At 74.1% G+C, this 22283-nt stretch carries 20 protein-coding genes; 12 read left to right on the plus strand and 8 right to left on the minus strand.

Annotated features, from left to right (window positions below; translation table 11 throughout):
• The first annotated feature begins 38 nt into the window (after positions 1 to 38).
• Positions 39 to 482: a MarR family winged helix-turn-helix transcriptional regulator gene (locus KLI87_RS22405; RefSeq protein WP_156215831.1), complete on the plus strand. Its 444-nt coding sequence runs from the start codon at positions 39 to 41 to the stop codon at positions 480 to 482.
• Positions 483 to 504: 22 nt separating this feature from the next.
• Here the strand turns inward: KLI87_RS22405 and KLI87_RS22410 are convergent, their stop codons facing one another.
• Positions 505 to 1371, minus strand: a complete 867-nt coding sequence (locus KLI87_RS22410) for an NAD(P)H-binding protein (RefSeq protein WP_214618518.1) — start codon at positions 1369 to 1371, stop codon at positions 505 to 507.
• 147 nt (positions 1372 to 1518) lie between these two features.
• Here KLI87_RS22410 and KLI87_RS22415 point away from each other — a divergent pair, with 147 nt between their 5' ends.
• Together KLI87_RS22415 and KLI87_RS22420 are read left to right on the plus strand one after the other, a co-directional pair.
• Positions 1519 to 2508 carry a zinc-binding dehydrogenase gene (locus tag KLI87_RS22415; protein ID WP_214618519.1) on the plus strand — a complete coding sequence of 330 codons (990 nt, stop codon included), beginning with the start codon at positions 1519 to 1521 and terminating at the stop codon, positions 2506 to 2508.
• A 41-nt stretch (positions 2509 to 2549) separates the two neighbouring features.
• The gene (locus KLI87_RS22420) at positions 2550 to 3512 is read left to right on the plus strand and encodes an RNA polymerase subunit sigma-70 (RefSeq protein ID WP_214618520.1); all 963 of its coding nucleotides are present in this window, start codon (positions 2550 to 2552) and stop codon (positions 3510 to 3512) included.
• Positions 3513 to 3546: 34 nt separating this feature from the next.
• Here KLI87_RS22420 and KLI87_RS40260 read toward each other — a convergent pair whose 3' ends face one another.
• From KLI87_RS40260 to KLI87_RS22435, 3 genes are all read right to left on the minus strand, one after another.
• Positions 3547 to 4548 carry an alpha/beta hydrolase gene (locus KLI87_RS40260; RefSeq protein ID WP_214618521.1) on the minus strand — a complete coding sequence of 334 codons (1002 nt, stop codon included), beginning with the start codon at positions 4546 to 4548 and terminating at the stop codon, positions 3547 to 3549.
• Positions 4545 to 5342: a 2-oxo acid dehydrogenase subunit E2 gene (locus tag KLI87_RS22430; RefSeq protein ID WP_214618522.1), complete on the minus strand. Its 798-nt coding sequence runs from the start codon at positions 5340 to 5342 to the stop codon at positions 4545 to 4547. The genes KLI87_RS40260 and KLI87_RS22430 overlap by 4 nt, the downstream gene beginning before the upstream one ends.
• A 93-nt stretch (positions 5343 to 5435) precedes the next feature.
• Positions 5436 to 6290, minus strand: a complete 855-nt coding sequence (locus KLI87_RS22435) for an SDR family NAD(P)-dependent oxidoreductase (RefSeq protein WP_156215834.1) — start codon at positions 6288 to 6290, stop codon at positions 5436 to 5438.
• Between the two features lie 89 nt (positions 6291 to 6379).
• Here KLI87_RS22435 and KLI87_RS22440 point away from each other — a divergent pair, with 89 nt between their 5' ends.
• Positions 6380 to 7009, plus strand: coding sequence for a TetR/AcrR family transcriptional regulator (locus KLI87_RS22440; protein ID WP_156215835.1), 630 nt, complete (start codon positions 6380 to 6382; stop codon positions 7007 to 7009).
• Here KLI87_RS22440 and KLI87_RS22445 read toward each other — a convergent pair.
• Together KLI87_RS22445 and KLI87_RS22450 are read right to left on the minus strand one after the other, a co-directional pair.
• Positions 7006 to 7752, minus strand: a complete 747-nt coding sequence (locus KLI87_RS22445) for an SDR family oxidoreductase (RefSeq protein ID WP_308166124.1) — start codon at positions 7750 to 7752, stop codon at positions 7006 to 7008. The genes KLI87_RS22440 and KLI87_RS22445 overlap by 4 nt on opposite strands.
• Positions 7749 to 8732: an aldo/keto reductase gene (locus KLI87_RS22450; RefSeq protein ID WP_214618523.1), complete on the minus strand. Its 984-nt coding sequence runs from the start codon at positions 8730 to 8732 to the stop codon at positions 7749 to 7751. Before KLI87_RS22450 ends, KLI87_RS22445 begins: the two co-directional genes overlap by 4 nt.
• 150 nt (positions 8733 to 8882) lie before the next feature.
• Between KLI87_RS22450 and KLI87_RS22455 the strand changes: the two genes are divergently transcribed.
• Positions 8883 to 10079, plus strand: a complete 1197-nt coding sequence (locus tag KLI87_RS22455; RefSeq protein ID WP_214618524.1) for an MFS transporter — start codon at positions 8883 to 8885, stop codon at positions 10077 to 10079.
• A 36-nt stretch (positions 10080 to 10115) separates the two neighbouring features.
• Here the strand turns inward: KLI87_RS22455 and KLI87_RS22460 are convergent, their stop codons facing one another.
• Positions 10116 to 11300 carry a cytochrome P450 gene (locus tag KLI87_RS22460; RefSeq protein ID WP_214618525.1) on the minus strand — a complete coding sequence of 395 codons (1185 nt, stop codon included), beginning with the start codon at positions 11298 to 11300 and terminating at the stop codon, positions 10116 to 10118.
• A 146-nt stretch (positions 11301 to 11446) separates the two neighbouring features.
• Between KLI87_RS22460 and KLI87_RS22465 the strand changes: the two genes are divergently transcribed.
• Genes KLI87_RS22465 through KLI87_RS22495 form a run of 7 tightly spaced genes read left to right on the plus strand, consistent with a single transcriptional unit; the run spans position 11447 to position 21186 of the window.
• Entirely contained in the window at positions 11447 to 12337 is an 891-nt protein-coding gene (locus KLI87_RS22465) for a TauD/TfdA family dioxygenase (RefSeq protein ID WP_156215839.1), read from the plus strand.
• Complete coding sequence (locus KLI87_RS22470; protein WP_214618526.1) at positions 12338 to 15298, plus strand: type I polyketide synthase; 2961 nt, start codon at positions 12338 to 12340, stop codon at positions 15296 to 15298.
• 21 nt (positions 15299 to 15319) lie between these two features.
• Positions 15320 to 17293 carry a non-ribosomal peptide synthetase gene (locus KLI87_RS22475; RefSeq protein WP_214618527.1) on the plus strand — a complete coding sequence of 658 codons (1974 nt, stop codon included), beginning with the start codon at positions 15320 to 15322 and terminating at the stop codon, positions 17291 to 17293.
• Positions 17290 to 18018, plus strand: coding sequence for a thioesterase II family protein (locus tag KLI87_RS22480; RefSeq protein WP_214618528.1), 729 nt, complete (start codon positions 17290 to 17292; stop codon positions 18016 to 18018). Before KLI87_RS22475 ends, KLI87_RS22480 begins: the two co-directional genes overlap by 4 nt.
• 39 nt (positions 18019 to 18057) lie before the next feature.
• Positions 18058 to 19053, plus strand: a complete 996-nt coding sequence (locus KLI87_RS22485) for an alpha/beta hydrolase (protein WP_156215842.1) — start codon at positions 18058 to 18060, stop codon at positions 19051 to 19053.
• A gap of 4 nt (positions 19054 to 19057) precedes the next feature.
• Complete coding sequence (locus tag KLI87_RS22490; RefSeq protein ID WP_214618529.1) at positions 19058 to 20296, plus strand: ATP-grasp domain-containing protein; 1239 nt, start codon at positions 19058 to 19060, stop codon at positions 20294 to 20296.
• Positions 20293 to 21186: an LLM class flavin-dependent oxidoreductase gene (locus KLI87_RS22495; RefSeq protein WP_214618530.1), complete on the plus strand. Its 894-nt coding sequence runs from the start codon at positions 20293 to 20295 to the stop codon at positions 21184 to 21186. The genes KLI87_RS22490 and KLI87_RS22495 overlap by 4 nt, the downstream gene beginning before the upstream one ends.
• Positions 21187 to 21190: 4 nt before the next feature.
• Here the strand turns inward: KLI87_RS22495 and KLI87_RS22500 are convergent, their stop codons facing one another.
• Positions 21191 to 22258, minus strand: a complete 1068-nt coding sequence (locus tag KLI87_RS22500; protein WP_214618531.1) for a hypothetical protein — start codon at positions 22256 to 22258, stop codon at positions 21191 to 21193.
• Between the last annotated feature and the right edge of the window lie 25 nt (positions 22259 to 22283).

A 22283-nucleotide genomic window follows, 5' to 3' on the forward strand; every position in this document is an offset into this window, starting at 1 on the left:
TACGCCCGTTGCGTGCGAATTGCACGTATCCTGGTCGGATGGCGGATGCGGAACTGGCACGTGACCTGGAGCAGGCCCTGGTGCAACTGCTCCTGCGGCGCAACCGGAGCGCGATCTACGACGCGATCCTGGAGTCGGCGCCGGAGGGCGTCGATCGGCAGACCTACTCGGTGCTGAGCGGTCTGGCGCGGCTCGGACCGCGGTCGGCGGCGCGGCTGGCCGACGAGGTCGGCATCGACCGGTCCGGCGCGAGCCGCTACGCCGACCGGCTCGAAGCCGCGGGCCTGCTCGAACGCGGCCCCGACCCCCGCGACGGCCGCGCCACCCTGCTCTCGCTGACGCCCGCGGGCGAGGCCGCGGTCGGCAAGCTCCGCGAGGCGCTGACCCGGCACCTCGCGGACCGGATCGCCGACTGGCCGGACTGGAAGGCGCGGGCACTGATCGACGGCATCCGCCTGCTCATCACCCCGCCCCCGGACTGACCCCCGCGAAGCGGAACCCGACTCAGGGGAGATGCCGCCGGACGGCCGGGGCCAGTTGTTCGGCGGCGAAGTCCTCGACCGAGCGCGGAGGGCGGCCGAGCATTCGCTGGACGCCGTCGCCGAGCCCGGCCGCGCCCTCGTTGAGGTAGTTGGTGTACAGGTCGTGCAGACCGTCCACGACCTGCGGATGGACACCGCGTTCGGCCAGGTCGGCGCGCCAGGACTCGTCCATCGGCACATCGACGTGGCGGACCGGTCTCCCGAGCACGGCACCGAAGCGCCCGGCCAGCTCGGGCACGGTCAGCGCCTGCGGACCGCTGAGGTCGATCTCGCCGCCGACCGGGTGCTCGGCCAGCAGTTCGGCGAGCGCGACGTCCGCGATGTCCCGCGTGTCGATATAGCCGCGCGCGCCCCTGGACACCGGATCGGGCAGGGTGCCCCGCGCGATCGAGGCCGCCAGCGGCAGGAAGTTCTGCAGGAACCGGTCGGGCCGCAGGACGGTCAGCTCCGGGACGCCTTCGGCGCGCAGCCGTTCGGTGACCACGTCATGGGCGCCGGTGACGGCGTCGGGGAGCGCGGCGCCGGAGAACGCCAGGGCGCCGAGCTTGACGATCCGCCGCGCCCCCGCCTCAAGGGCGGCCAGGCCGAGCCCGATCTCGATGGGCACCTGGTCCTCGGCGAAGGGATGCGCGAGGTAGAGCCGCTCCACCCCGGCGACCGCGCGGCGGACGTCGGCCGCGTCGGCGGCGTCGCCGCGCACGACCTCCCCGCGAACCGCGCCGAGCGCCTCCGCGCTCGCGGCGGACCGAACGAGGAAGCGCACGTCCTCCCGCTCGCGCAGCGCCTCGGTCAGGTACCGCCCCACGCCGCCGTTCGGCGTCGTAATCAAGATCGACATACTCGCGCAACAGCCCTCCCGACCGGGGCATTCCGGGGGAGGAGCGGCCGATTCCTTTTCGGCCCGGCCGAGGTCTACATGATGGGAGGCGCGGCCGGTCGGCCCCTCCCGTACACCGAGACGGAAGGCCGATCTTCGATGACCGTTCCCGCGACCATGCGCGCGCTCCAGCAGACGACCCTCGACGGCCCGCGGGACATGCGCCTGGTCACCGACGCGCCGGTGCCCGTCCCCGGCCCGGACGAGGTCCTGATCCGCGTCACCGCCGCCGGGGTCAACTTCGCCGACGTCTCCAGGGCCCGCGGCACGTTCCTGGACGGCCCGCGGCCCCCGTACGTGGCGGGTTTCGAGGCCGCTGGAGAGATCGTCGCAGTAGGGGAGGCGGTGACCTGGCAGCCGGGGGCCCGCGTCGTCGGCGTCGGAACCGGCGCCTTCGCCGAGTACATGGCCCTGCCCGCGGCGGCGGCGGTCCCCGTGCCCTCGGGCTGGACGGAGCGGCAGGCGCTGGGCCTGGTCGTGAACTGGCCCACCGCGCTGGCCGCGCTCAGGCCCCTGGGCGACGTCGGTTCCGGCCACGTCGTGCTGATCCACGCCGCGGCGGGCGGAACCGGCCAGGCAGCCGTGAGGATCGCCAAGCACTACGGCGCGACGGTCATCGCCACCGCCTCGCCGGGCAAGCACGAAACGGTGCTGGCACTCGGCGCCGACCACGTCCTGGACTCCCTCGGCGGCGACCTCGCCGCCGAGGTGGCCGAGCTGACCGGCGGCTCCGGCGTCGATGTGGTCCTGGAGTCGGCCGGTGGCGCCACCTTCGCCGCCGGCCTGGCCGCCGCCAAGCGGGTCACCGGACGCGTCATCGTCTACGGTCTGGCGGGCGGCGAGGCCCCGATCACCAACTGGGACCTGGTGTACAAGCACCAGGTCCACGTCATCGGCCTCAACATCGGCGTGCTGGTCCAGGCCGCGCCGCGGATCTTCGGCGAGGTGATGGGCGAGCTGTCCGCGCTGATCGCGGCGGGCGTGCTCGCCCCCGTCACGCCCACCGTCCACGAACTGGCCGACGGGCCCAAGGCGCTGACGGAACTGGAGGCCAGGGCCACCGTCGGCAAACTGGCCCTGCTGCCCTGAATGATGCCGATGCCGATGCCGCACCGTACTAGGCTCGCGGCGTGACACCGGATCGCGACCGGTTCATCGCCGAGACCGAGCGGTTCCGCCAGGAGCTGCTGGCGCACTGCTACCGCATGGTCGGCTCGGCGCACGACGCCGAGGACCTCGTCCAGGAGTGCTACCTGCGGGCCTGGCGGTCCTACTCCGGGTTCGAGGGCCGCGCGTCGACGCGGTCCTGGCTCTACAGGATCGCCACCAACGTCTGCCTGACGGCGTTGAAGCCGCGCCCGATCCGCGTGCTGCCCTCGGGCCTGGCGGGCCCGTCCGACCGCCCGCCCACCCCCGTCCCGCCCGGCGAGGTCTCGTGGCTGGAACCACTGCCGGACGCGTGGATCGCCACCGACGATCCCGCCGCGGTGGCGGTCGAACGCGAGTCGGTGCGCCTGGCGCTCATCGCCGGCCTCCAGCACCTGCCCGCCCGCCAGCGCGCGATCCTCATCCTGCGCGAGGTGCTGGCGTTCTCGGCGGCCGAGACCGCGGAGATCCTCGACACCACGACGGCGGCGGTCAAGAGCGGCCTCCAGCGCGCCCGCGCCCGGCTGGACGAACTGGAACCCGAGCCGGAAGCCCTACTCGAACCGACCGACCCCCGCGCCCGCGCACTGCTCGACGGCTACATCGCCGCCTTCGAACACTCCGACGCCCGCCTCCTGGAACAGGTACTGCGCGCGGACGCGACGCTGGAGGCGACGCCCTTCCGCGAATGGCAGTCGGGCCGGGCGACGTGCGTCCACACGCTCGACACCTACGTGCTGGGCGCACCGGGCGACTGGCGGATGATCGCCACCGCGGCCAACGGCCACCCCGCCGCCGCCGTGTACCACCGCGCCCCCGACGGCACACTCCGAGCCGACGGCGCCGTGGTGCTGACCCCCACCCCCACCGGCATCACCCACGTGATCAAATTCCACGACCCAGCCCTACCCGCGACCTTCGGCCACCCACCCCACCTCACTCCCTGACCCACCGATGGCCATCGGTTGCGATTCGGGCCTATCAGGACGGGGTGCGCATGCGGAGCAGGGATTCGAGGAGCCAGGCTCGGGTCTCGTCCAGGTGTGCCGGGGAGGCGTGGACGTCGTCGAACTCCTTCACCCACAGTTCCTTCACGTGCTTGCGCAGGTGGGCGATCTCCGAGGGCGGGGTGATCTCGTCGCGGAGGCTGACCGTGTAGGAGACGGGGATCTCCAGCGTGGACAACTCGTCCGGGGTCAGTGCCCAATCGCCTAGGACGTCGGGCAGGTCGTCGGGGGTCGTGCCGGTCAGGTGGGCGAGTGTTGCGCGGGTGATCTGCGGCAGGGCCCGGAGCCAGTCGGGGTCGGTGAAGAAGTCGTGGACCGGGGCGCCGTTCGTGATGACCCCGCGTATGCGCCGGTCGCTCACCGCCGCGCGGAGCGCCATGTGGCCGCTGAAGCTGTTCGCCACCGCGTAGGTGTCGCCGACCGACGCCTGGTCCGCGAGCGCGTCCAGGATCGCGGGGAGCATGCCCGGACTCGCCTTGTCATAGGGGAGCGTGTTGTGGCCGATGCCCGGCATCTCCGTGACCAGCATCGCCATGCCCAGCGCGTCCGCCTGGAGGAGGAGCGGGGCCCACTGCTCCTTCGTGCTCACGATGCCGCCCATGACCACCAGCAGGGGCCTCGGTTCCTCCCGGCTCAGGCCCGACGTCCAGCAGCGGAGGCGGCCCTCCAGGTCGAGGACGCCGATGTCCGCGCCGCGCCAGGTCTCGAAGACCCGCCACGCGTCCCGCATGGCGGTCCGGCGGGGGAGGCCGTCCACGAACGGGAACCGGGCGATCGTGAAGCAGCGGCAGGCCGCGAGCGGGTCGCCCGCGTCCTCCAGCGTGCGCGCCGCCGCCGACCACTCGGCGGCCCACGAGCCCTCGCCCTCACCGTCGTGCCGGATCCGGTCCAGGACGCCCTCGTACAGGTCGGCGGGCAGGTCCTGCGCGCGGGCGTGGACGATGACGAACCTCTTCAGCTCCTCGACGTCGTTCACCGCGCACGCTCCGCCGCGACGGGTTCGCGGGGTTCGGCGTCGGCGGTGAAGGTCTCCAGGCCGTCCTTGATCTCCGCGAGGACGTCGGCGGCCTCGGCGCCGTCGATGACCCGGTGGTCGAAGGCCAGGTTCAGGCGCATCGTCGGGGCGATGACCACCTGGCCGTCGCGCGCCGCCGGGCGGTCGGTGATCCGTCCCACGCCCAGCGTGACCGTGGTGCCGCCCACCGAGTGGAAGCCGTCCACGGGACGGTGGCCGAGCGAGGTCACCGACAGCGTGCCGAGCAGCCCCGCCCGCGCCGGCAGCGGGCGGACGGCCCGCCGCCACCCCCGCAGCCCCACGCTCCACGGCAGCTTGTGCAGCGCCCGGACGCCCGCGAACTCCGGCATCTGCTCGGGGTCGCCCTCGCGGTAGTGGTCGACGCGGTCCTGGATGCCGTCCAGGGAGGCGGTGTCCAGGTTCGGCAGGAGGGCGGCGAGGACGATCCGCTGCCCGCCCATCGTCCGGTCCAGCGTGAGCTTGCCGTGCACGGACGGGTAGCGGGCGACCCGCAGGCCGAACCGTCCGCGCACCGCCGCGTTGGCGTCGGGGTGCTTCACCAGCACCCGCGCCGCCGTGTGCAGGACGTAGGAGACGATCGAGTAGCGGCGGCCCCCGTCGCCCGCCGCCGTCCGGTGCGCCCGGACCCGGGTCATGTCGACCTCGGTGTCCAGGAACACCGGGGAGAAGGCCCGGATCTCCTTCAGGAGATAGAGCGTGTGCCGTCGTTGCCGGGCAAGCGGTTGTTCCTTCAAAGCGAGCACCCCTCTCGGGCCGTTCGACCTCGTCCCGCGCGCGGGACCGCGATCTCACAGCCTCGGGAGGCGCGCTAAAGCGCTGCTAATGGCTCACACGGCGATGCCGGTCTTGTGCGTGCGCAGCAGTTGGCCGGTCGCGTCGAACAGCCGCCACGCCTTGTCGACGTCGAAGGTGTCCTTGCCGAGATCGACCTGCTTGGTCTTCCAGGACGCGCTGAAGCGCTGCTCCGGCGGCGCGTCCACCAGCGCGACGATCGGCGGGAGCGCCTTGTCGACCGGCTGCGCCGCGACCTTGAACACGGCCTTGGCGATCGGCCGCACCGGCATCGGCAGCGTGTCGGTCATGCTGGTCGCGACCACGCCGGGGTTGTAGGCGACGAACCGCGTCTTCCCGCCGACGCGCTTCTCCGCGAAGATCACGCCGAGCAGGTCGTTGGCGCGCAGGGCCTGGAGGGACGCCTTGAACCCGCTGTACTTGCCGGTCATGTTCAGGTCCGTCCAGTTGATCGCGCCGGCCGACACGCCGGGCGTGCAGAGGCTCACGATCACCGGGTTCGCGGCGCGCTCCAGCGCCGGCGCCAGCCCGTAGGCCAGGACGAACCGGCTGAGGTACAGCAGCGCGAGGTGCCGCTCGAAGCCCTCCTCGGTCTCCACCCGCGGGCCGAACGGCCTGTCGTGCCGGGCGCCGAGGATGAGCGCGTCCAACCGCGGGTAGGACGCGTCCACGAAGTCGATCAACTCCTGGCAGTTGCGGGTCAGCGTGAGATCCGTCCGGTGGAACACGACCCGGTCGGCGGCGCCGAGCCGCTCGGCGTCGGCGAGCAGCCGGTCGCCCTTCGCCTGCGTGGAACCGACGGCGATGACGCGGTCACCGTTCCGGAGAAAGTGCAGTGCCAGCCCCCTGCCGATCCCGTCGGTGCCGCCGGTGATAAGGATCGTCCGCATGTCCACTCCCAGTAGTCATCAACGGTGACTTGGCTGACGCTACGGGGAGCCCGGTAACATGTCAACACTGATGACTTGTGAGGACGGGGATGACGGGAAACACCGAGAACGGCGACGCGCGAGGCGATTCCAAGGGCGGCGCGCGCAAGCGCGACCGCGCCGCGACGCGGGCGGAACTCCTGGCGGCGGCGCGCGAGCGTTTCCGGCTCGGCTACGACGGCACGAGCGTGCGGGACATCGCGAAGGACGTCGGGGTCGACCCCGCGCTGGTCTACCGGTACTTCGGCTCCAAGCTCGCCCTGTTCGAGGAGGCGTGCGTCGACCAGGAGCAGTTCACGACGCTGCTCGACGGCCCGCCCGAGCAGATCCCGATCGGGCTGCTGCGCTCGATCGTCTTCGAGGACTGGTCGCAGTTCACCGGCGACCACCCGCTCGTGGCGCTGCTCCGCTCGTCCGCCTACGAGGAGGTCAGGGGACGGCTGCACGACCGGGTCTGCGACGAGTACTTCCTGAAGCTGAACGAGCTGGTCAACGGCCCCGACGCCGAGCTGCGCGTGGAGATCCTCGTCGGCGCCCTGCTGGGCATGGGCGCGATGCGCTCGATCGTGCGCTCCCCGGCCCTCCAGGCGGCGAACGCCGAGGACGTGATGCCCTACTTCGTCCGCCTCTTCGAGCTCCTGCTGGGCCGGGAGGCCGCCGACGCCGCGGCGCCGTCCTAGACGACCTGGGCGGTGGAGGCGAGCACGACCTCGCGAACGCAGACGTTCTGCGGCTGCCGGTACACGAACAGGACGGTCTCGGCCACGTCCTCCGCCGCCAGCCCGCCGCCCGCCGCCTCCTGCGACCCGGCGTGCTCGGCCCGCAGCACGTCATCGGCGATCAGGTCGCCCATGCCGGTCGCGACGTAACCGGGCGCGACCGTGACCACCCGCGTCCCGTGCGGGGCCGCCTGCTGCCGGATCCCCTCCGACAGGATGTGCGCGGCGGACTTGGTCGCGCTGTAGACCGCCTCCACCCCCGCCGTCTTGTACGCGGCGATCGACCCGATCGTGACGACGGTGCCGCCGCCGCGCTCGATCATCCCGGGCAGCACGGCCTGGACGCAGCCGAGCACGCCCTTGACGTTCACGTCGACCATCCGCTCCCAGTGCTCGCGCGACTGCGCCGCCGCCACCCCCGGCTGGAGGACCGCCGCGCTGTTGACCAGCGCGTCCACGGGACCGTACGCGGCCTCGGCCTCCTTGACCGCCGCCGCGACGGCCGCGCCGTCCACGACGTCGGCGGCCCGGCAGAGCGCGCGCGGCAGCCCCAGCGCCTCCAGCCGGTCGAGACGGCGCCCCAGCAGCAGCAGCGGGTGGCCCTCGCGGGAGAAGGCGCGCGCGGTGGCGGCCCCGATCCCCGAACCGGCACCGGTGATGACGACGAGCGGCTTGTCCATGGCTTCCTTCGGGTCGCGGGTCACCAGCGGTGATGTACCTGGGGACGGATCCGGGCGTCGTACAGCTCGGCCAGCGCCGTCAGGGTGCCGGCGTCCAACTCCGGCAGGTCGGCGGCCGCGGAGTTGGCGCGGGCCTGGGCGACCGTCCGCGCGCCGGGGATCACGGTGGTCACCCCCGGCTGCTGGACGATCCACCGCAGCGCCGCCTGCGCCGGGGCCGCCCCCTCGGGCGCCAGCGCGGCGAACGCCTCCGCCGCCTCGACACCGCTGTGGAAGTCGACCCCGGAGAACGTCTCGCCCACGTCGAACGACTCGCCGTTCCGGTTGTAGGTCCGGTGGTCGTCGGCGGCGAACGTGGAGTCGTGCCGGTAGCGCCCCGACAGCAGCCCGGACGCGAGCGGCACCCGCGCGATGATCCCGATCCCCTTCTCGCGCGCGGCGGGCAGCACCCGCTCCAGCGGCTTGCGCCGGAACGGGTTCAGGATGATCTGGACGCTCGCCACCCCGGGCCGCGCGATCGCGGCCAGCGCCTCGTCGCACGTCTCGACGCTCACCCCGTACCCGGCGACCCGCTTCTCCTCGACCAGGGTGTCGAGCGCGTCGTAGACCTCGTCCTTGTGGAACACCGCCGTCGGCGGGCAGTGCAGCTGGACGAGGTCGAGCGTGTCGACGCCGAGGTTCTCGCGAGAGCGGTCGGTCCACGCGCGGAAGTTGTCCAGCGTGAACGCGGACGGTTCCTGCGGGCCGCGCCGTCCGAGCTTGGTGGCGACGAGCAGCCGCCCGTCCGGCCCGCCCGCCGTGAACGCGCCGATGAGCCGCTCGCTGCGGCCGTCCCCGTACACGTCGGCGGTGTCGATGAACGTCACACCGGACGCGACGGCCGCGTCCAGGACCGCCAGCGCGTCGTCCTCGGAGACGTCGCCCCAGTCCGCGCCGAGCTGCCAGGTGCCGAGGCCGACGACCGACGCCGTCCGGCCGAGCCTGTCGAACGATCGTTGCTCCATGGGAACCGTCCTCGCGATGCCGGGTTCTGGCAAGAAGATTGACACACCCCGTCGCCCCCGACAATGGCCGTCCGTGACCTTGGCAGCTAGATGCCACGTCAAGGCGTTGTTGCGCTAGGCAAATGGTGGCAACGTCCTCGCCACACCGATTTGGGGGTCGCGATGACTCACACCCAAGAACTCCCCACCCGGACGGCGCCCCCGCCCCCGGCGGCGCCCGGCGCGCTCTGGGCGGCCCGCGCGCCGTTCCTGGCGACGGGCCTCGTCCTCGCCGGCTTCTTCGTCCGCGTGCCGTCACTGAAAATGGCCTTCGGCCTCTCCGACGGACGGCTGGGACTCCTCCTCACCCTCCCCGTCCTCAGCGGCCTCGCGGCGATGCAGCTCACCGGCCGCCTGGTGGCCCGCTTCGGCAGCGCCCCGATAGTCCGCCTGACAATGGCCGGCCTGCCGGTGTCCCTCCTCTGCGTGGCGACGTCCGGAGGCCAGACCCGCCTGGCCTTGGCCCTCCTCCTCTTCGGCGCCCTGGACGGCCTGGTGGACGTCTCGATGAACGCCCACGCCATCACCGTGGAGCGCACCCTGGACCGCCGCGTGATGAACAGCTGCCACGCGTCCTGGAGCATCGGTGCCGCCGCGGGCTCCATCCTGGGCGGCCTGGCGATCAAGGCGGGCCTTTCCCTCACCGAGCACTTCCTGATCGTCGCGCTGGTCCTGGTGGCCTTCACGGCCGCGACCGGCCCGTACATGCTCTCCTCCCGCACGGACCGCGTCGCGGAACCGGCGCGCCGCACAGGCTGGACGCCCCGCATCCTGATGTTCGGCGCCGTGGGGACGATCGTCCTCGTGTGCAGCGGCGTGATGGGCAACTGGAGCGGCGTCTTCCTGCACGACGAACTGGGCATGTCCCTTGCGGCGGCGTCCCTCGGCTACATCTTCTTCAGCACCTTCGAAACGGGAGGCCGCCTGGTAGGCGACCGCCTCCAAACCCGCTTCGGCGCCCCACTCCTGGTCCGCTGCGGCGGCGCCCTGGCGATCACCGGCCTGGCGACCGTGGTCGTCAGCCCCCTCCCAGTCCTGGCCGTCGCAGGATTCGCCATATTCGGCTTGGGCCTGTCCGTTCTCCTCCCGATAATCTTCAGTACGGTAGGCCACAATGCCGCCGATTCCGAAGGCGCGGCGTCAGCTCTGGCGAAAGTGAGCACCCTGACCTACACCGGCCTGCTGATAGGCCCCATGGCGGTGGGTTTGATCGCCGAAAAGACCAGCCTGACGACGACGTTGGCGGGCCTGCTGGCCCTCCTGACGACGACCCTGGCCCTCTCCCTGCGCCTCTTCCCCCGCACCTGACCTCCGGGCGCCTGTCGACGCGAGGTCGGGCGCTTCTCACTTGCCGGTGATGTGGACGGGGAGGTGTTCGGGGCCGTTCACGGCTATCGAGTGGACCGGGGTCGGGGCGGCCGCCGGTTCTATTTTCTCGGTGGAGTCCAGGAGCTCCGAGAGGAGGATTCTTGCTTGGGCCCGGGCCAGGGTGGCGCCCAGGCAGAAGTGCTCGCCGGACGCCAGGGCCAGGTGGCGGTTGGGCTTGCGGGATATGTCGAAGGTGAACGGGGCGGGGAAGATCGACTCGTCCCGGTTGGCCGAGGGGACCCAGACCACCACCTTGTCGCCCGGGGCTATTCGCTGGTCGTGCAGGGTTATGGGCTCGGTGGCCGTGCGCATGCTGTGGGTGGCGCTGGAGGTCCAGCGCAGGGTCTCTTCCACGGCCGATGGCAGGAGGGAGCGGTCCTCGCGCAGGCGCTCCCATTCACCGGGGTTTTCGAGGAAGGACTGCATGGCGCCCGCCAGCGCCAGGCGGCCGTTCTCGGTGGCGCCTACGAGGTTCTCGCAGTTGAGGAGTACCTCCTCTTCCGTGAGAAGTTCGCCTTCCACTGTCCCGCCCAGCAGCATGCTCACCAGGTCGTCGGCCGGGTTCGCGGTGCGGCGGTCCATCAGGTCGATGAAATAGAGCATCAGTTCCTGGTGGGCGGCGAGGGAGACGCCCGCCTCGAATGCCTCGTTCGTCCAGCGGAAGAGCGTCTCGTGGTCGGGCTCGGGGACCCCCATCATGTGGCCGATCGTGTAGATGGACAGGCGGCCCGCCACGTCGTGGACGAAGTCGGCCTCCTCCGCTTCGACGGCCTGGGCGAGGACGGCGCGGACCATGCCGCGCATCGCGTCCTCCAGGGCGCGGACGGAGCGGGCCGTGAACCAGTCGGCCACCGTGTTGCGCAGTTCCTTGTGGCGGGGCGGGTCGGTGAGGGCGAGCGTCATTCCGGCGCCCGGGTCCTCGCGCAGCCTGGTCGGGCGGAGGAGGACGCCGCTCGCCGAGCTGAACCGGCCCGGGTCGCGGTAGACGGCGCGGACGTCCTCGTAGCGGGTCAGCGACCAGAACGCCGGGAGGTGGGTCGGCTCGTGCCGGTGGACGGGGGAGTGCTCGCGCATCCAGCGCCAGATCTCGTGCTGGGCGCCGGCGGCGTGCACGGCGGGGTCGACCAGGCCGGTGGGATCCAGGGACGTTGTCGCCGTCATGGGCTCCTGCCAACTCTTTTGCCAATGTTGAGTCAAAAGGTTGCCAGATTCTTGGCATATCAGGCAAGATGGCGACGTCCGCCTGGTTCGCACGGTCGGCGGGACCTCCCCCGCCCTTCCGTCACCTGGTCGAAAGGGGTCCGCACATGACCGTCCTGTCCCCGACCGGCGTCGGGATCACCCGGCTCGCCGGCAACATCGGTGCCGAGATCAGCGGGGTGGACGCGAGCCGTCCGCTGGAGGCGGAGGTGGTCGCCTCGGTCCGCGCGGCGCTCCTCCGGCACAAGCTCATCGTCCTGCGCGACCAGGACCTCGACTACGACAGCCAGGTCGCGTTCGCGCGGCGGCTCGGGGACCTGACGCTCGGCCACCCGATCTACGACGCGCCGAAGAACCGCCCCGCGCTGCGGGAGATGGACTCGCGGCAGGGCACCCGCGCCAACCACTGGCACACCGACCTCACCTTCATCGAGCGGCCGCCCGCGTTCGCGCTGCTGCACAGCAAGATCATTCCGCCGGTCGGCGGCGACACGATCTGGGCCAACACCGCGAGCGCCTACCAGAGCCTTCCGGCGGAGCTGCGCGACCTGGCGGACCGGCTGCGGATCGTCCACAGCAACGACTCCGACTACACCGACGACACGGTCGCGGCGCGGGGCGACTACATCTCCACCCGGTACGAGGCCGAGCACCCGGCCGTCCGCGTCCACCCGGAGACGGGGGAGCGGTCGCTGCTGCTCGGCGGGTTCGCGCGCAGCGTCGTCGGGCTGCCCCCGCAGGCCGGGCGCGACCTGATCAGGGTGCTCCAGGAGTATGTGACCAAGCCCGAGCAGACCGTGCGGTGGAAGTGGCGCGTCGGCGACCTCGTCATCTGGGACAACCAGGCGACGATGCACTACGCGATCTACGACTACGGCGACGAGCCCCGGCGCGGCGAGCGCCTCACGATCATCGGGGACGTCCCGGTCGGCGTGGACGGACGCCCCGGCCGGGCACTGGCCGGTGACACCTCCGCCTACAGCGGCGGGACGGTCTGAGTGACCCGCGACCGCTCGCTCGACATCGCCGTCACCGGCATGTCCGGCCGCTTCCCCGGCTGCGCCGACCTCGACGCGTGGTGGTCGGCGCTGCTCGCCGGGCGCGTCCTGACCCGGCGGTACGAGCGGCGCGAGCTGGAGGCCGCCGGGGTCCCGGCGAGCCTGCTGGACGAGCCGGACTACGTCCCGGTGCACGGGCACCTCGACGGCGCCGACCGCTTCGACAACGTGCTGTTCCGGGTCAGCCCGCGCGACGCGGAGATGATGGACCCGCAGCACAGGCTGATGCTGGAGGCGGCCTGGGCCGCCCTGGAGGACGCGGGGTCCGCGGGCGACCTGGTCACGGGCGTCTACGCGTCCGCGAGCGGGAGCGGGTACCTGCGCGCGATGGTCGCGGGCGGGAAGCTCGACCCGCTCACGCTTGAGGACGCGGTGCACGGCACCGAGCCCGACTTCATGGCGAGCCTCATCTCCTACAAGCTCGGCCTGACCGGGCCCGCGCTCGCGGTGCAGACCGCGTGCTCGTCGTCGCTGGTCGCCCTGCACATGGCGGGGCAGGCGCTGCTGAACGGCGACTGCGACCAGGCGCTCGTCGTCGCCGCCGGGATCGCCCATCCCCAGGCCGGACATCTGCACGTGCCGGGCGGAATCCACTCCCCGTCCGGCACGTGCCGTCCGTTCGACGCGCGGGCGGACGGGGTGGTGGCCGGGTCGGGAGTCGCGGCCGTGGTGCTGCGGCGGGCCGCCGACGCCGCGGTCGCGCCGCACGGGATCATCCTCGGCACGGCGATCAACAACGACGGCGCGGCGAAGGCCGGGTACTACGCGCCCTCGGTCGCCGGGCAGGAGGCGGTGATCCGGTCGGCGCTGCTCGCGGCGGACGTGGAGGCCGACTCGATCGGCTACCTGGAGTCGCACGGCACCGGCACCCGCGTGGGGGACCCGATCGAGTGGTCCGCCGCGTCCGCCGCGCTGGGCGGGATGGGCGCGGCGCCGGGGCAGGTCGCGGTCGGCGCGCTCAAGGCCAACGTCGGGCACCTCGACAACGCGGCCGGGCTCGCGTCGCTGATCAAGACGCTGCTGGTGCTCCGGGACGGTGCCGTGCCGCCCGTGGCCGGGTTCACCCGGTTGAACCCGCTGCTGGACGCGGGCGACTCGCCCCTGTACGTCCCGGCGGAGGCGGCGCCGTGGAGCGGTCCCCGGCCGTGGCGCGCGGGGGTCAGCTCGTTCGGCATCGGCGGCACCAACGCGCACGTGATCGTGGAGCGGGCCGCCGACGTCCCCCGGACGCGGCGGGACCGGCCCGGTCTGGTGCTGCTGTCGGCCGCCGACCCCGAGGCGCTCACGCGGTCCGCCGCCCGGTTGTCCGAGCGGCTCGGCGGTTCCGACCTCGACCTGGGCGATGTCGCGTTCACCCTCGCCACCGGACGCGTCGCGCTCACCGAACGCCTCGCGGTGTCCGGACGGAGCGCCGCCGACGTGGCCGCGCGCCTCGCCGGCGGGGACGGCGTGGTGCGGGGGAGCCGCCCGGCCGACGGACCCGCGCCTGTCGTGTTCCTGTTCCCCGGCCAGGGGTCGCAGCATCCGGGCATGGCGCTGCCGTTCGCCGAGGCGCTACCCGGCTTCGCCGACGCCCTCGACCAGATCCTCGACACATTCGACACACCGCTCGCCGGACGGTTGCGGCCTGCGCTGCTGACCCGCGGGTTCCCCGAGGCGCAGCTGCGGGAGACGGAGCTGGCGCAACCCGCGCTGTTCGCCGTCGAGTACGCGGCCGACCGCGCGCTGCGCGGCCTCGGCGTCGTCCCGGTCGCGGTGGCGGGGCACAGCCTCGGCGAGATCACCGCGCTGTGCGTCGCCGGGGCGCTCGACCCGGCCGAAGCCGCGCGGTTCGTGGCCGCGCGCGGGCGCGCCCTCCAGGGCTGCCCGCCCGGCGCCATGCTCGCGCTGGGCTGCGACGAGGCGGCGGCGCGCGAGCTGCTCGCCGCGTCCGGGGCCGCGCTGGAGATCGCCGCGATCAACACACCCGACACCTGCGTGGTGGCGGGCACCGCCGACACGGTCGACACGTTCCGCGCGTGGCTCGGCGACCGCGTCTTCGCCCGCCCGCTGCGCACCGGCCGCGCCTTCCACACCTCCCTCGTGGAACCGGGGCTGCGGGAGCTGGCCGCCGCGCTGCCGGGCCTCGCACCGAAACCCCCGACCGTGCCCTACGCCGCGAACGCCACCGGAAAACTCGTCCCGGCGGGCACCCCGATCGAGCCGGGCGACCTCGTCCGCGCCGCGCGCGAGCCGGTGCGGTTCGCCGACGCGATGGCCGCGATCGCCGCCCGCCACCCCGGCGCGGTCGCCGTCGAGATCGGCCCCGGCCGTGCGCTCACCGGGATGGCGGACGCGGCGGGCCTCACCGCCGTGGCGCTCTCCCCGTCCCGTACCGCGCGCCCGGACGAGGAGGTCAGGACCGCCCTCGGCGCCCTCTGGACGCTCGGCCAGCCCCTCGCCACGGAGCCGCTGATCGAGCCCGGACACCTGCTCCACCTGCCCGCCTACCCGTTCGCCGGGCCGAGCTGGATGGCCCCGGAGGCCGCCCCGAAACCGCTCCCCGAGGCCGAGCCGCCGAAGGCGCCCGAGCCCGCCGGCCAGGGCGCGCCCGACGCCCCCGCCCTGCTCGCGCGGCTGTGGACCGAGCTGCTCGGCCACGCCGACCTCACCGCCGAGTCCGACTTCTTCAAGCTCGGCGGGGACTCGCTGCTGGTCACGCATCTGGCGCGCAGGGTCCACCGGGAGCTCGGGGTCCGGGTGCCGATGCGCGAGATGCTCGCGGGCCGGACGCTCGGGCGGCAGACGACGATCGTGCTCGACCTGCTGGAGCCGTCGCGATCCGGCGGCCCGCCCGGCCAGGCGCGTCCCCACGGCGTCCCCACGGCGGCGGTCGCGGGCCATGAACGTCGCGGGCCATGAACACCGAAGCGGAGGAAACAGATGTCATCGCCGGAACACCCCGGTCCCTCGCCGGTCGGCCTGGCGCGTCCCGAACACGCGCGGCCCGAACACGCGCGGCCCGAACACGCGCGTCCCGGAAGCGCGCGCCTCGGACGCGGCGCCCCGCTCCCGCCGCCGCCGCGGACCCCCGTCCACGAGCTGGTGACCGCGATCGCCCGCGCCCACCCCGCGCGGCCGGCCGTCCGCTGCGGCGGGCGGACCGTCGGGTACGGCGAGCTGGACGCCTGGTCCGCCCGGATCGCGGCGCGGCTCGCGGCGGCGGGCGTCCGGCGCGGCGACCATGTCGGGCTGCTGGCGGAGCCGTCGGCGGCGATGGTCGCGGCGGCGCTCGGCGTGCTGCGCGCCGGGGCCGCCTACGTCCCGGTGCACCGGGAGAACCCCGACCGGCGGGTCGCCGAGATCCTGGCCGACGCGGGCGCCTCCTGGACGGTCGCCACCGAGGGCGAGGCGGAGCGCCTGAGCGGCCTCGGCCTCCCCTTCCTCCCGGCCGAGGACGGCGACGACGCCGCCGCACCGCCCGGCGTGGAGGTCGGGGAGGGCGACCCGGCGTACCTCATCTACACCTCCGGCAGCACGGGCGAGCCGAAGGGCGTGCTGGTCGAGCACGGGCACCTGGCCGCCTCGACGCTCGCGCGGCACGCGGTCTACCCGGGCGCGCCGGTGTTCCTGCTGGTGTCGCCGATCGCGTTCGACTCGTCCGTGGTGGGGCTGTGGGGGACGCTCACCGCCGGGGGCTGCCTGGTCGTGGCCACCGCCGACGAGGTCCGCGACCCCGCGCGGCTGGTCGCGCTGGTGGAGGAGCACGGCGTGACGCGGACGCTGTGCGTGCCGTCGCTGTACCGCGTCCTGCTGGACGCGGCGGAACGCGCCGGCATCGAGCGCCTGGCCTCCCTCGACACGGTGATCGTCGCCGGTGAGCCGCTGCCCGAGCCGCTGGTGCGGCGGCACTTCGCGCTGCGTCCCGGCCCGATCGCGCTGGTCAACGAGTACGGCCCGACCGAGGCGACCGTCTGGGCGAGCTACCACCGCTTCGACGCGCCGGGCCCGGTGTCGATCGGCGGGCCGATCCCCGGCGCGGCCCTGTACGTCCTGGACGAGGAGCTGCGGCCGGTGCCGCCCGGAACCGAGGGCGAGCTGGTGATCGGCGGCGCCGGGATCGCCCGCGGCTACTTCGGCGACCCCGGCGCCACCGCCCGCGCGTTCGTCGACGACCCGTTCGCCGAGGCCCCCGGCGCCCGCATGTACCGGACGGGCGACCGCGTTCGCTGGAACGGCGCGGGCACGCTCGACTTCCTCGGCCGCCGCGACCAGCAGGTCAAGATCCGCGGGCACCGGGTGGAGCTGGGCGCGGTCGAGGCGGCGCTGCGCGGCGCGCCGGGCGTCGGCGACGCGGTCGCCGTCCCCGACCAGGCGGGCGCGCAACTGGTCGGCTTCGTCGTCGCCGCGTCCGACATCAGGCCCGAGGACGTGCGCGCCCATGTCGCGGAGCGCTTCCCCGGCGTCATGGTGCCCGCCCGCGTCCGGATCCTGGACGCCTTCCCCCGCACGCTCAACGGCAAGGTCGACCGCGCCGCGCTGCTCGCGAAGGCGGAGGAGGCGCCGTCCGGGGCGGGGGCGCCGACGGGCGTCGCCGCCGCGTGGGCGGAGGTGCTGAAGATCTCGGAGGTGCCCGCCGAGGTCAACTTCTTCGACCTGGGCGGCAACTCGCTCACGATGTTCCGCCTCCAGGACGCGCTGGAGCTGCACACCGGCACCCGCCCGTCGATCGTGGCGCTGTTCCGGCACACGACCGTCGCGGCGCAGTCCGCGCTGATCCGCGACGGCGGCGCGGCGGCGGACGGCTCGCCGGGCGCCTCCCGCCAGGCGGCGGCCCGGCGCGCCCGCGCCGCACGCGCCCGCCGCCAGCGCACCGCCCCCGCCGACCCCCGCACGACACAGGAGACAGGCCGATGACCGACGACCTCTCGACCTGGCTGAGCTGCCCGGCACCCGATCCCGAGGCCCGGCTGCGGCTCGTCTGCTTCGCGCACGCCGGAGGCTCGGCGTCGTTCTTCCGCGAATGGCGGATCCCCGGCTGCGAGGTGCACGGCGTCCGCTACCCGGGACGCGCCGAGCGCATCGACGAGCCGTCCCCGACCGACCTGCGGCGACTCGCGGACGACATCGCCGAGGCGCTGACGGCGCTGGCCGACCGCCCGATCGCGCTGTTCGGGCACAGCATGGGCGCGGCGGTGGCGCTGGAGACGGCGCGGAGCCTGGAGGCGCGCGGCGTCGTCCCCGCCCACCTGTTCGCGTCCGGCTCCCGCGACGCGCCGCTGCCGAGCCCCGAGGAGCTGGTCCCGGAGGACGACGCGGACGTCCCCGAGCGCCTCGCCCGTCTCGGCGGCACCGACCCCGAGCTGGCGTCCGACCCGTTCTTCCTGGAACTCGTCCTGCCCTACATCCAGGGCGACGGCCGCATGTTCCACGCCTACGGGCACCGCGCCGAGCCGCCGCTGCGCTGCCCGGTCACCACGATCGTGGGGGACGCCGACCCGGACGCCGACCGCCGGCCCTGGCGCGAGCTGGCCGCCGGGGGCTTCCATGAGAAGATCGTCAGCGGAGACCACTTCTATCTCGTCGCCGACCCCCCGTTCGCGGTGCTCGCCGACCGCCTGGACACCGCCCCCGCCGGCTGAGCCTGCCCCTGAGCCCGCCACCGCCCGCGAAGGAGCACGATGACCGAGACCCCCGCCCGGCCGGTGACACCGCCGGCACCGCCCCTCGACCACGAACTGGCCGAGCCGCTGCGCACGATCCTCGCCGGGATCACCGTCCCGCTGACGCCCGACCTGATCGCGGACCGGCGGAGGAGCTCCGAGCGGGGGCGGCTGTCGGACGCCGAGATCCGCCGGGGCGGCGCGTTCGAGCTGGAGGAGCGGGTGGTGCCCGGCCCCGCGGGCGCGCCCGGCGTCCCGGTGCTGATCTGCCGCCCGACCGGCGTGGAAGGCCCGCTCCCCGTCATCTACAACACGCACGGCGGCGGCATGGTCGCGGGCCACAACCGCACGACGGAGCTGGCCGGCGAGCTCGACCGCGCCGAGGAGCTGGGGCTCGCCGTGGTCGCGGTCGACTACCGGCTCGCCCCCGAGAACCCCCACCCCGCGCCGGTCGAGGACTGCTACGCCGGGCTCGTCTGGGTGCACGAGCACGGCGCGGAGCTGGGCCTCGACCCGAGCCGCGTCGTCATCAGCGGCAACAGCGCGGGCGGCTGCCTCGCCGCCGCCGTCAGCCTGCTCGCCCGCGACCGGCAGGGCCCGCCGCTGCTCGGCCAGATGCTCCAGTGCCCGATGCTGGACGACCGGTGCGACACGGTGTCGGCCGCCCAGATGGACGGCGTCGGGCTCTGGGACGGGCGGTCCAACCTCGCCGGATGGACGGCGCTGCTCGGCGACCGCGTCGGCACCGGCGACGTCCCGTCCTACGCCGCGCCCGGACGCGAGACGGACCTGGCGAACCTGCCGCCCGCGTTCATCGACGTCGGCACCGTCGAGGCGCTCCGCGACGAGGCCATCGCCTACGCCACCCGGATCAGCCAGGCCGGCGGCGACGCGGAGCTGCACGTGTGGGCCGGGGCCTTCCACAGCTTCGACGAGTGGGTGCCGGACGCGGTCGTCTCGAAGACCGCCCAGCGCGCCCGCGCCGACTGGCTGCGCCGGATCCTGGCAAGGTGAACCGATGACCTCCCTACCGGACGCGCCGCGCCTGCTGTTCGTCGGCGGCGCCCGCGCCGTCTCGCACAGCCGCGACATCGTCACCGACGCCCTGACCCAGGCACGGGACCGGGGCATCCGCACCCACATCATCAACCGGGCCGAGACCCTCGACGTGACCGCCGACGTGAACGCGCTCGCCGACGGGGTGTCGGTGGTGGACCCCGACGACCCGGCGGCGTGCGTGCGGTGGGCGCGCGAACGCCTAGCCCGGGGCGAGCGCTTCGACCTGGTGATGGGCCTGCGCGACACGGTCCTCGCCTCGGCGGCCGACGTCGCGGCGGTCGTCGGCGCGCCCGGCAACCCGCCGGACGCGGCGCGCCGCGCCCGCACCAAGGACACCTGCCGCACCGCGCTGGCGGCGGCGGGCTTTCGCCAACCGGCGGTCCGGCTGTGCCACGGCCTCGACGACGCGGCCGCGTTCGTGGCCGAGGCACCCGGCCCCTGGGTGGTCAAGCCGCGCGACAGCACGGCCAGCATCGGCGTCCGGAAGGTGACCGCCCCCGCGGACCTCCGGGCGGCCGTCGAGGCGCTGCCCTCCCAGGACGAGTTCCTCGTCGAGCAGTTCGTCGAGGGGCCCGAGTTCAGCGTGGAGGGCGTGTTCCTCGGCGGCAGGCCGCACGTCCTCGCCGTCACGGCCAAGACGAAGCTGCCGCCGCCCCACTTCGTGGAGATCGGGCACGTGCTGCCCGCCGACCTCCCCGAGCCCGGCAGGCGACGCATCGACGACGAGGTGACGTCCGCCCTCACCGCGCTCGGCCTGCGTTTCGGGCCGTTCCACGTCGAGCTGTGGCTGACCGCCGAGGGCGTGGTGCTGGGCGAGGTCCACGCCCGTCCGGGCGGCGACTGGCTGCACCGGCTCCTGACCTACGCGGTTCCGGGGCTGGAGATGTTCGGCCCGATCTACGACGACGCGCTCGGCCGCCCGGTGGAGCCGGCCCCGCCGGTCACGCGGGCCGCCGCCGCGTACTTCTTCGCGCCCGCGCCCGGCCGCCTCACCGAGGTGCGGGGCTGGTCGGGGCTGCTCGCGCACCCCGCCGTCCTGCACGCGGAGCTGACCGTCCGGCCCGGCGACGTGCTGCCCGCGACGCACCGCGAGTCCTCCGACCGGGCCGGGGCCGTGGTCGTCGGCGCGGAGACCTCCGCCGAGGCGCGGGCGCTCGCGCTGAAGCTCGCGGGCTCGATCGAGTTCGTGACCGGGTGAGCGCGCGGCGGCCCCGGATCGGCGCGGTCGTCCTCCCCGAGTACGGGTGGGCGGAGACGCGCCGTATCTGGATCGGCCTGGAGGAGATGGGCCTCGACCACGCCTGGACGTTCGACCACCACTCCTGGCGGACGCTGCGCGAGCGCCCCTGGTACGACGCGGTCGCGACGCTGTCGGCGGTGGCCGCCGTCACCGGCCGGATGCGGCTCGGGACGCTGGTGTCCTCGCCGAACTTCCGGCATCCCGCCGTGCTGGCCAAGCAGGTCATGACGCTGGACGAGGTGTCGGGCGGGCGGTTCGTGCTCGGCCTCGGCGCGGGCGCGTCCGGCGCCGACGCCGCCCTGCTCGGCCGCGCCGCCGCGTCCCCGCGCGAGCGCGCCGACCGGTTCGCCGAGTTCGTCGAGCTGTCGGACATGCTCCTGCGCGAGCCGTCCGCGACCTACCGCGGCGCGCACTTCGCGGCGGTGGACGCGCGGATGGTGCCCGGCTGCGTCCAGCGGCCCCGGGTGCCGTTCGCGATCGCCGCCGCGGGCCCGCGCGGGCTGCTCCTCGCCGCCCGGCACGCGGACCTGTGGGTGACGATCGGCGACCCCGGCCGCCCAGGCGGGCAGGCGGAGGAGGAGGCGTGGCGGCTGCTGCGCCGCCAGCTCACGAGCCTGGAAGGCGCCTGCGAGCGCGCGGGGCGCGATCCCGCGTCCCTCGGACGGCTGGTGAACGTGAGCCGCGTCGTGGACGCCCCCTACGCCTCGCCGGAGCGGTTCGCCGAGGTCGTCGGCCGCTGCCGGGACCTCGGCTTCACCGACGTCGTCGTCAACCATCCCCGCTCCGAGGGGGTCTTCGCGGGCGACCGGACGGACTTCGAGCGCGCCGTCCTCGCGCTGGTCGGCTAGCCGGTCAGCCGGCGGTGAGCCCGGCGGTGAAGCCGGTCTCCGCCAGCTCGGCCGTCTCCGCCGAGTAGGTGGCCAGCAGCGACGGCGGCAGCGGCATCCACGCGCTGCCCCCGACGGCGAGCGTGTGCAGCCCGGCGCGCTCGATCGCCGGGCCGGTCGGCGGCGCGCCGCGGCCCGGGAGCGTGCGCAGCGGCACTCCGGCGCGGACCGCCGCCCCCATGAGGTAGGACGTCAGCCACAGCGAGAACACGAACAGCTCGCCCAGGTCGTCGGCGGTCTTCTGGAGGCGCGGGCTCCGCGCGGCCAGCCGGTCGAAGCCCGCCCTGAGGTCGCCCGCGTCCAGGCCGTGGGCGGCGGCCATGTCGGTCCAGGGCCGCTGGATCCACATCTGGCGGCCGTCGTGGACGGTCCGCGCGAGCACCAGCGCGCGGCACTTGTTGAGCCACGGGCAGAAGTCGATCGCGTGCGCGAGCGCCTCGTGGGACGGGTCGTAGGCGGGCTCGGCGGTGAACCAGGCCGCGCGCCGCTCGCCGTGGTCGCCGTTCCCGGCGACGCTCTCCAGGTCGCGGTGCTCGACCAGGCACGGCACCGACACGTAGGCGTCGATGCCGCGCGACTCCAGGAACTCGCGCATCACGTCGTCGTCGTCCCGCCACCACCGGCTGAGCGCGGTCGCGAACTCGACGAAGTCGCCGACGTGCCGCGCGGGCAGGGCGAGCGCGAGCGTCGGGAAGTACTCGGTGCCCATCTCGTGGACCCAGGTCGCGCCCGCCGCGCCCGCGAGGCGGATCGCGGCGCCGTTCATCGAGCTCCAGTTGGCGTAGAAGGCGAGCGCGGCGTCCGGGAACAGCCGCACTCCCGCCTCGACCCGGCGCAGGAACCCGGGGGACAGCTCGACGTCGTCCTGGACGACCAGGTGGTGGGTCGCGCCCGGCTCGGCGGCGCCCCACGCGAGGATCGCGGTCCGCAGCGGGAACTGCCGCTCGGGAGGGGACGGGTCGGTCACCACCCTGGCCCCCTCCAGCCGCCCGGCGAGGGCGGCGGCCTCCCGGGCCCGCTTGGAATGGCTCATGATGGCGATGCTGACGCGTGGGTCG

Source organism: Actinomadura sp. NEAU-AAG7 (assembly GCF_018603865.1).
Lineage (GTDB): Bacteria > Actinomycetota > Actinomycetes > Streptosporangiales > Streptosporangiaceae > Spirillospora > Spirillospora litoris.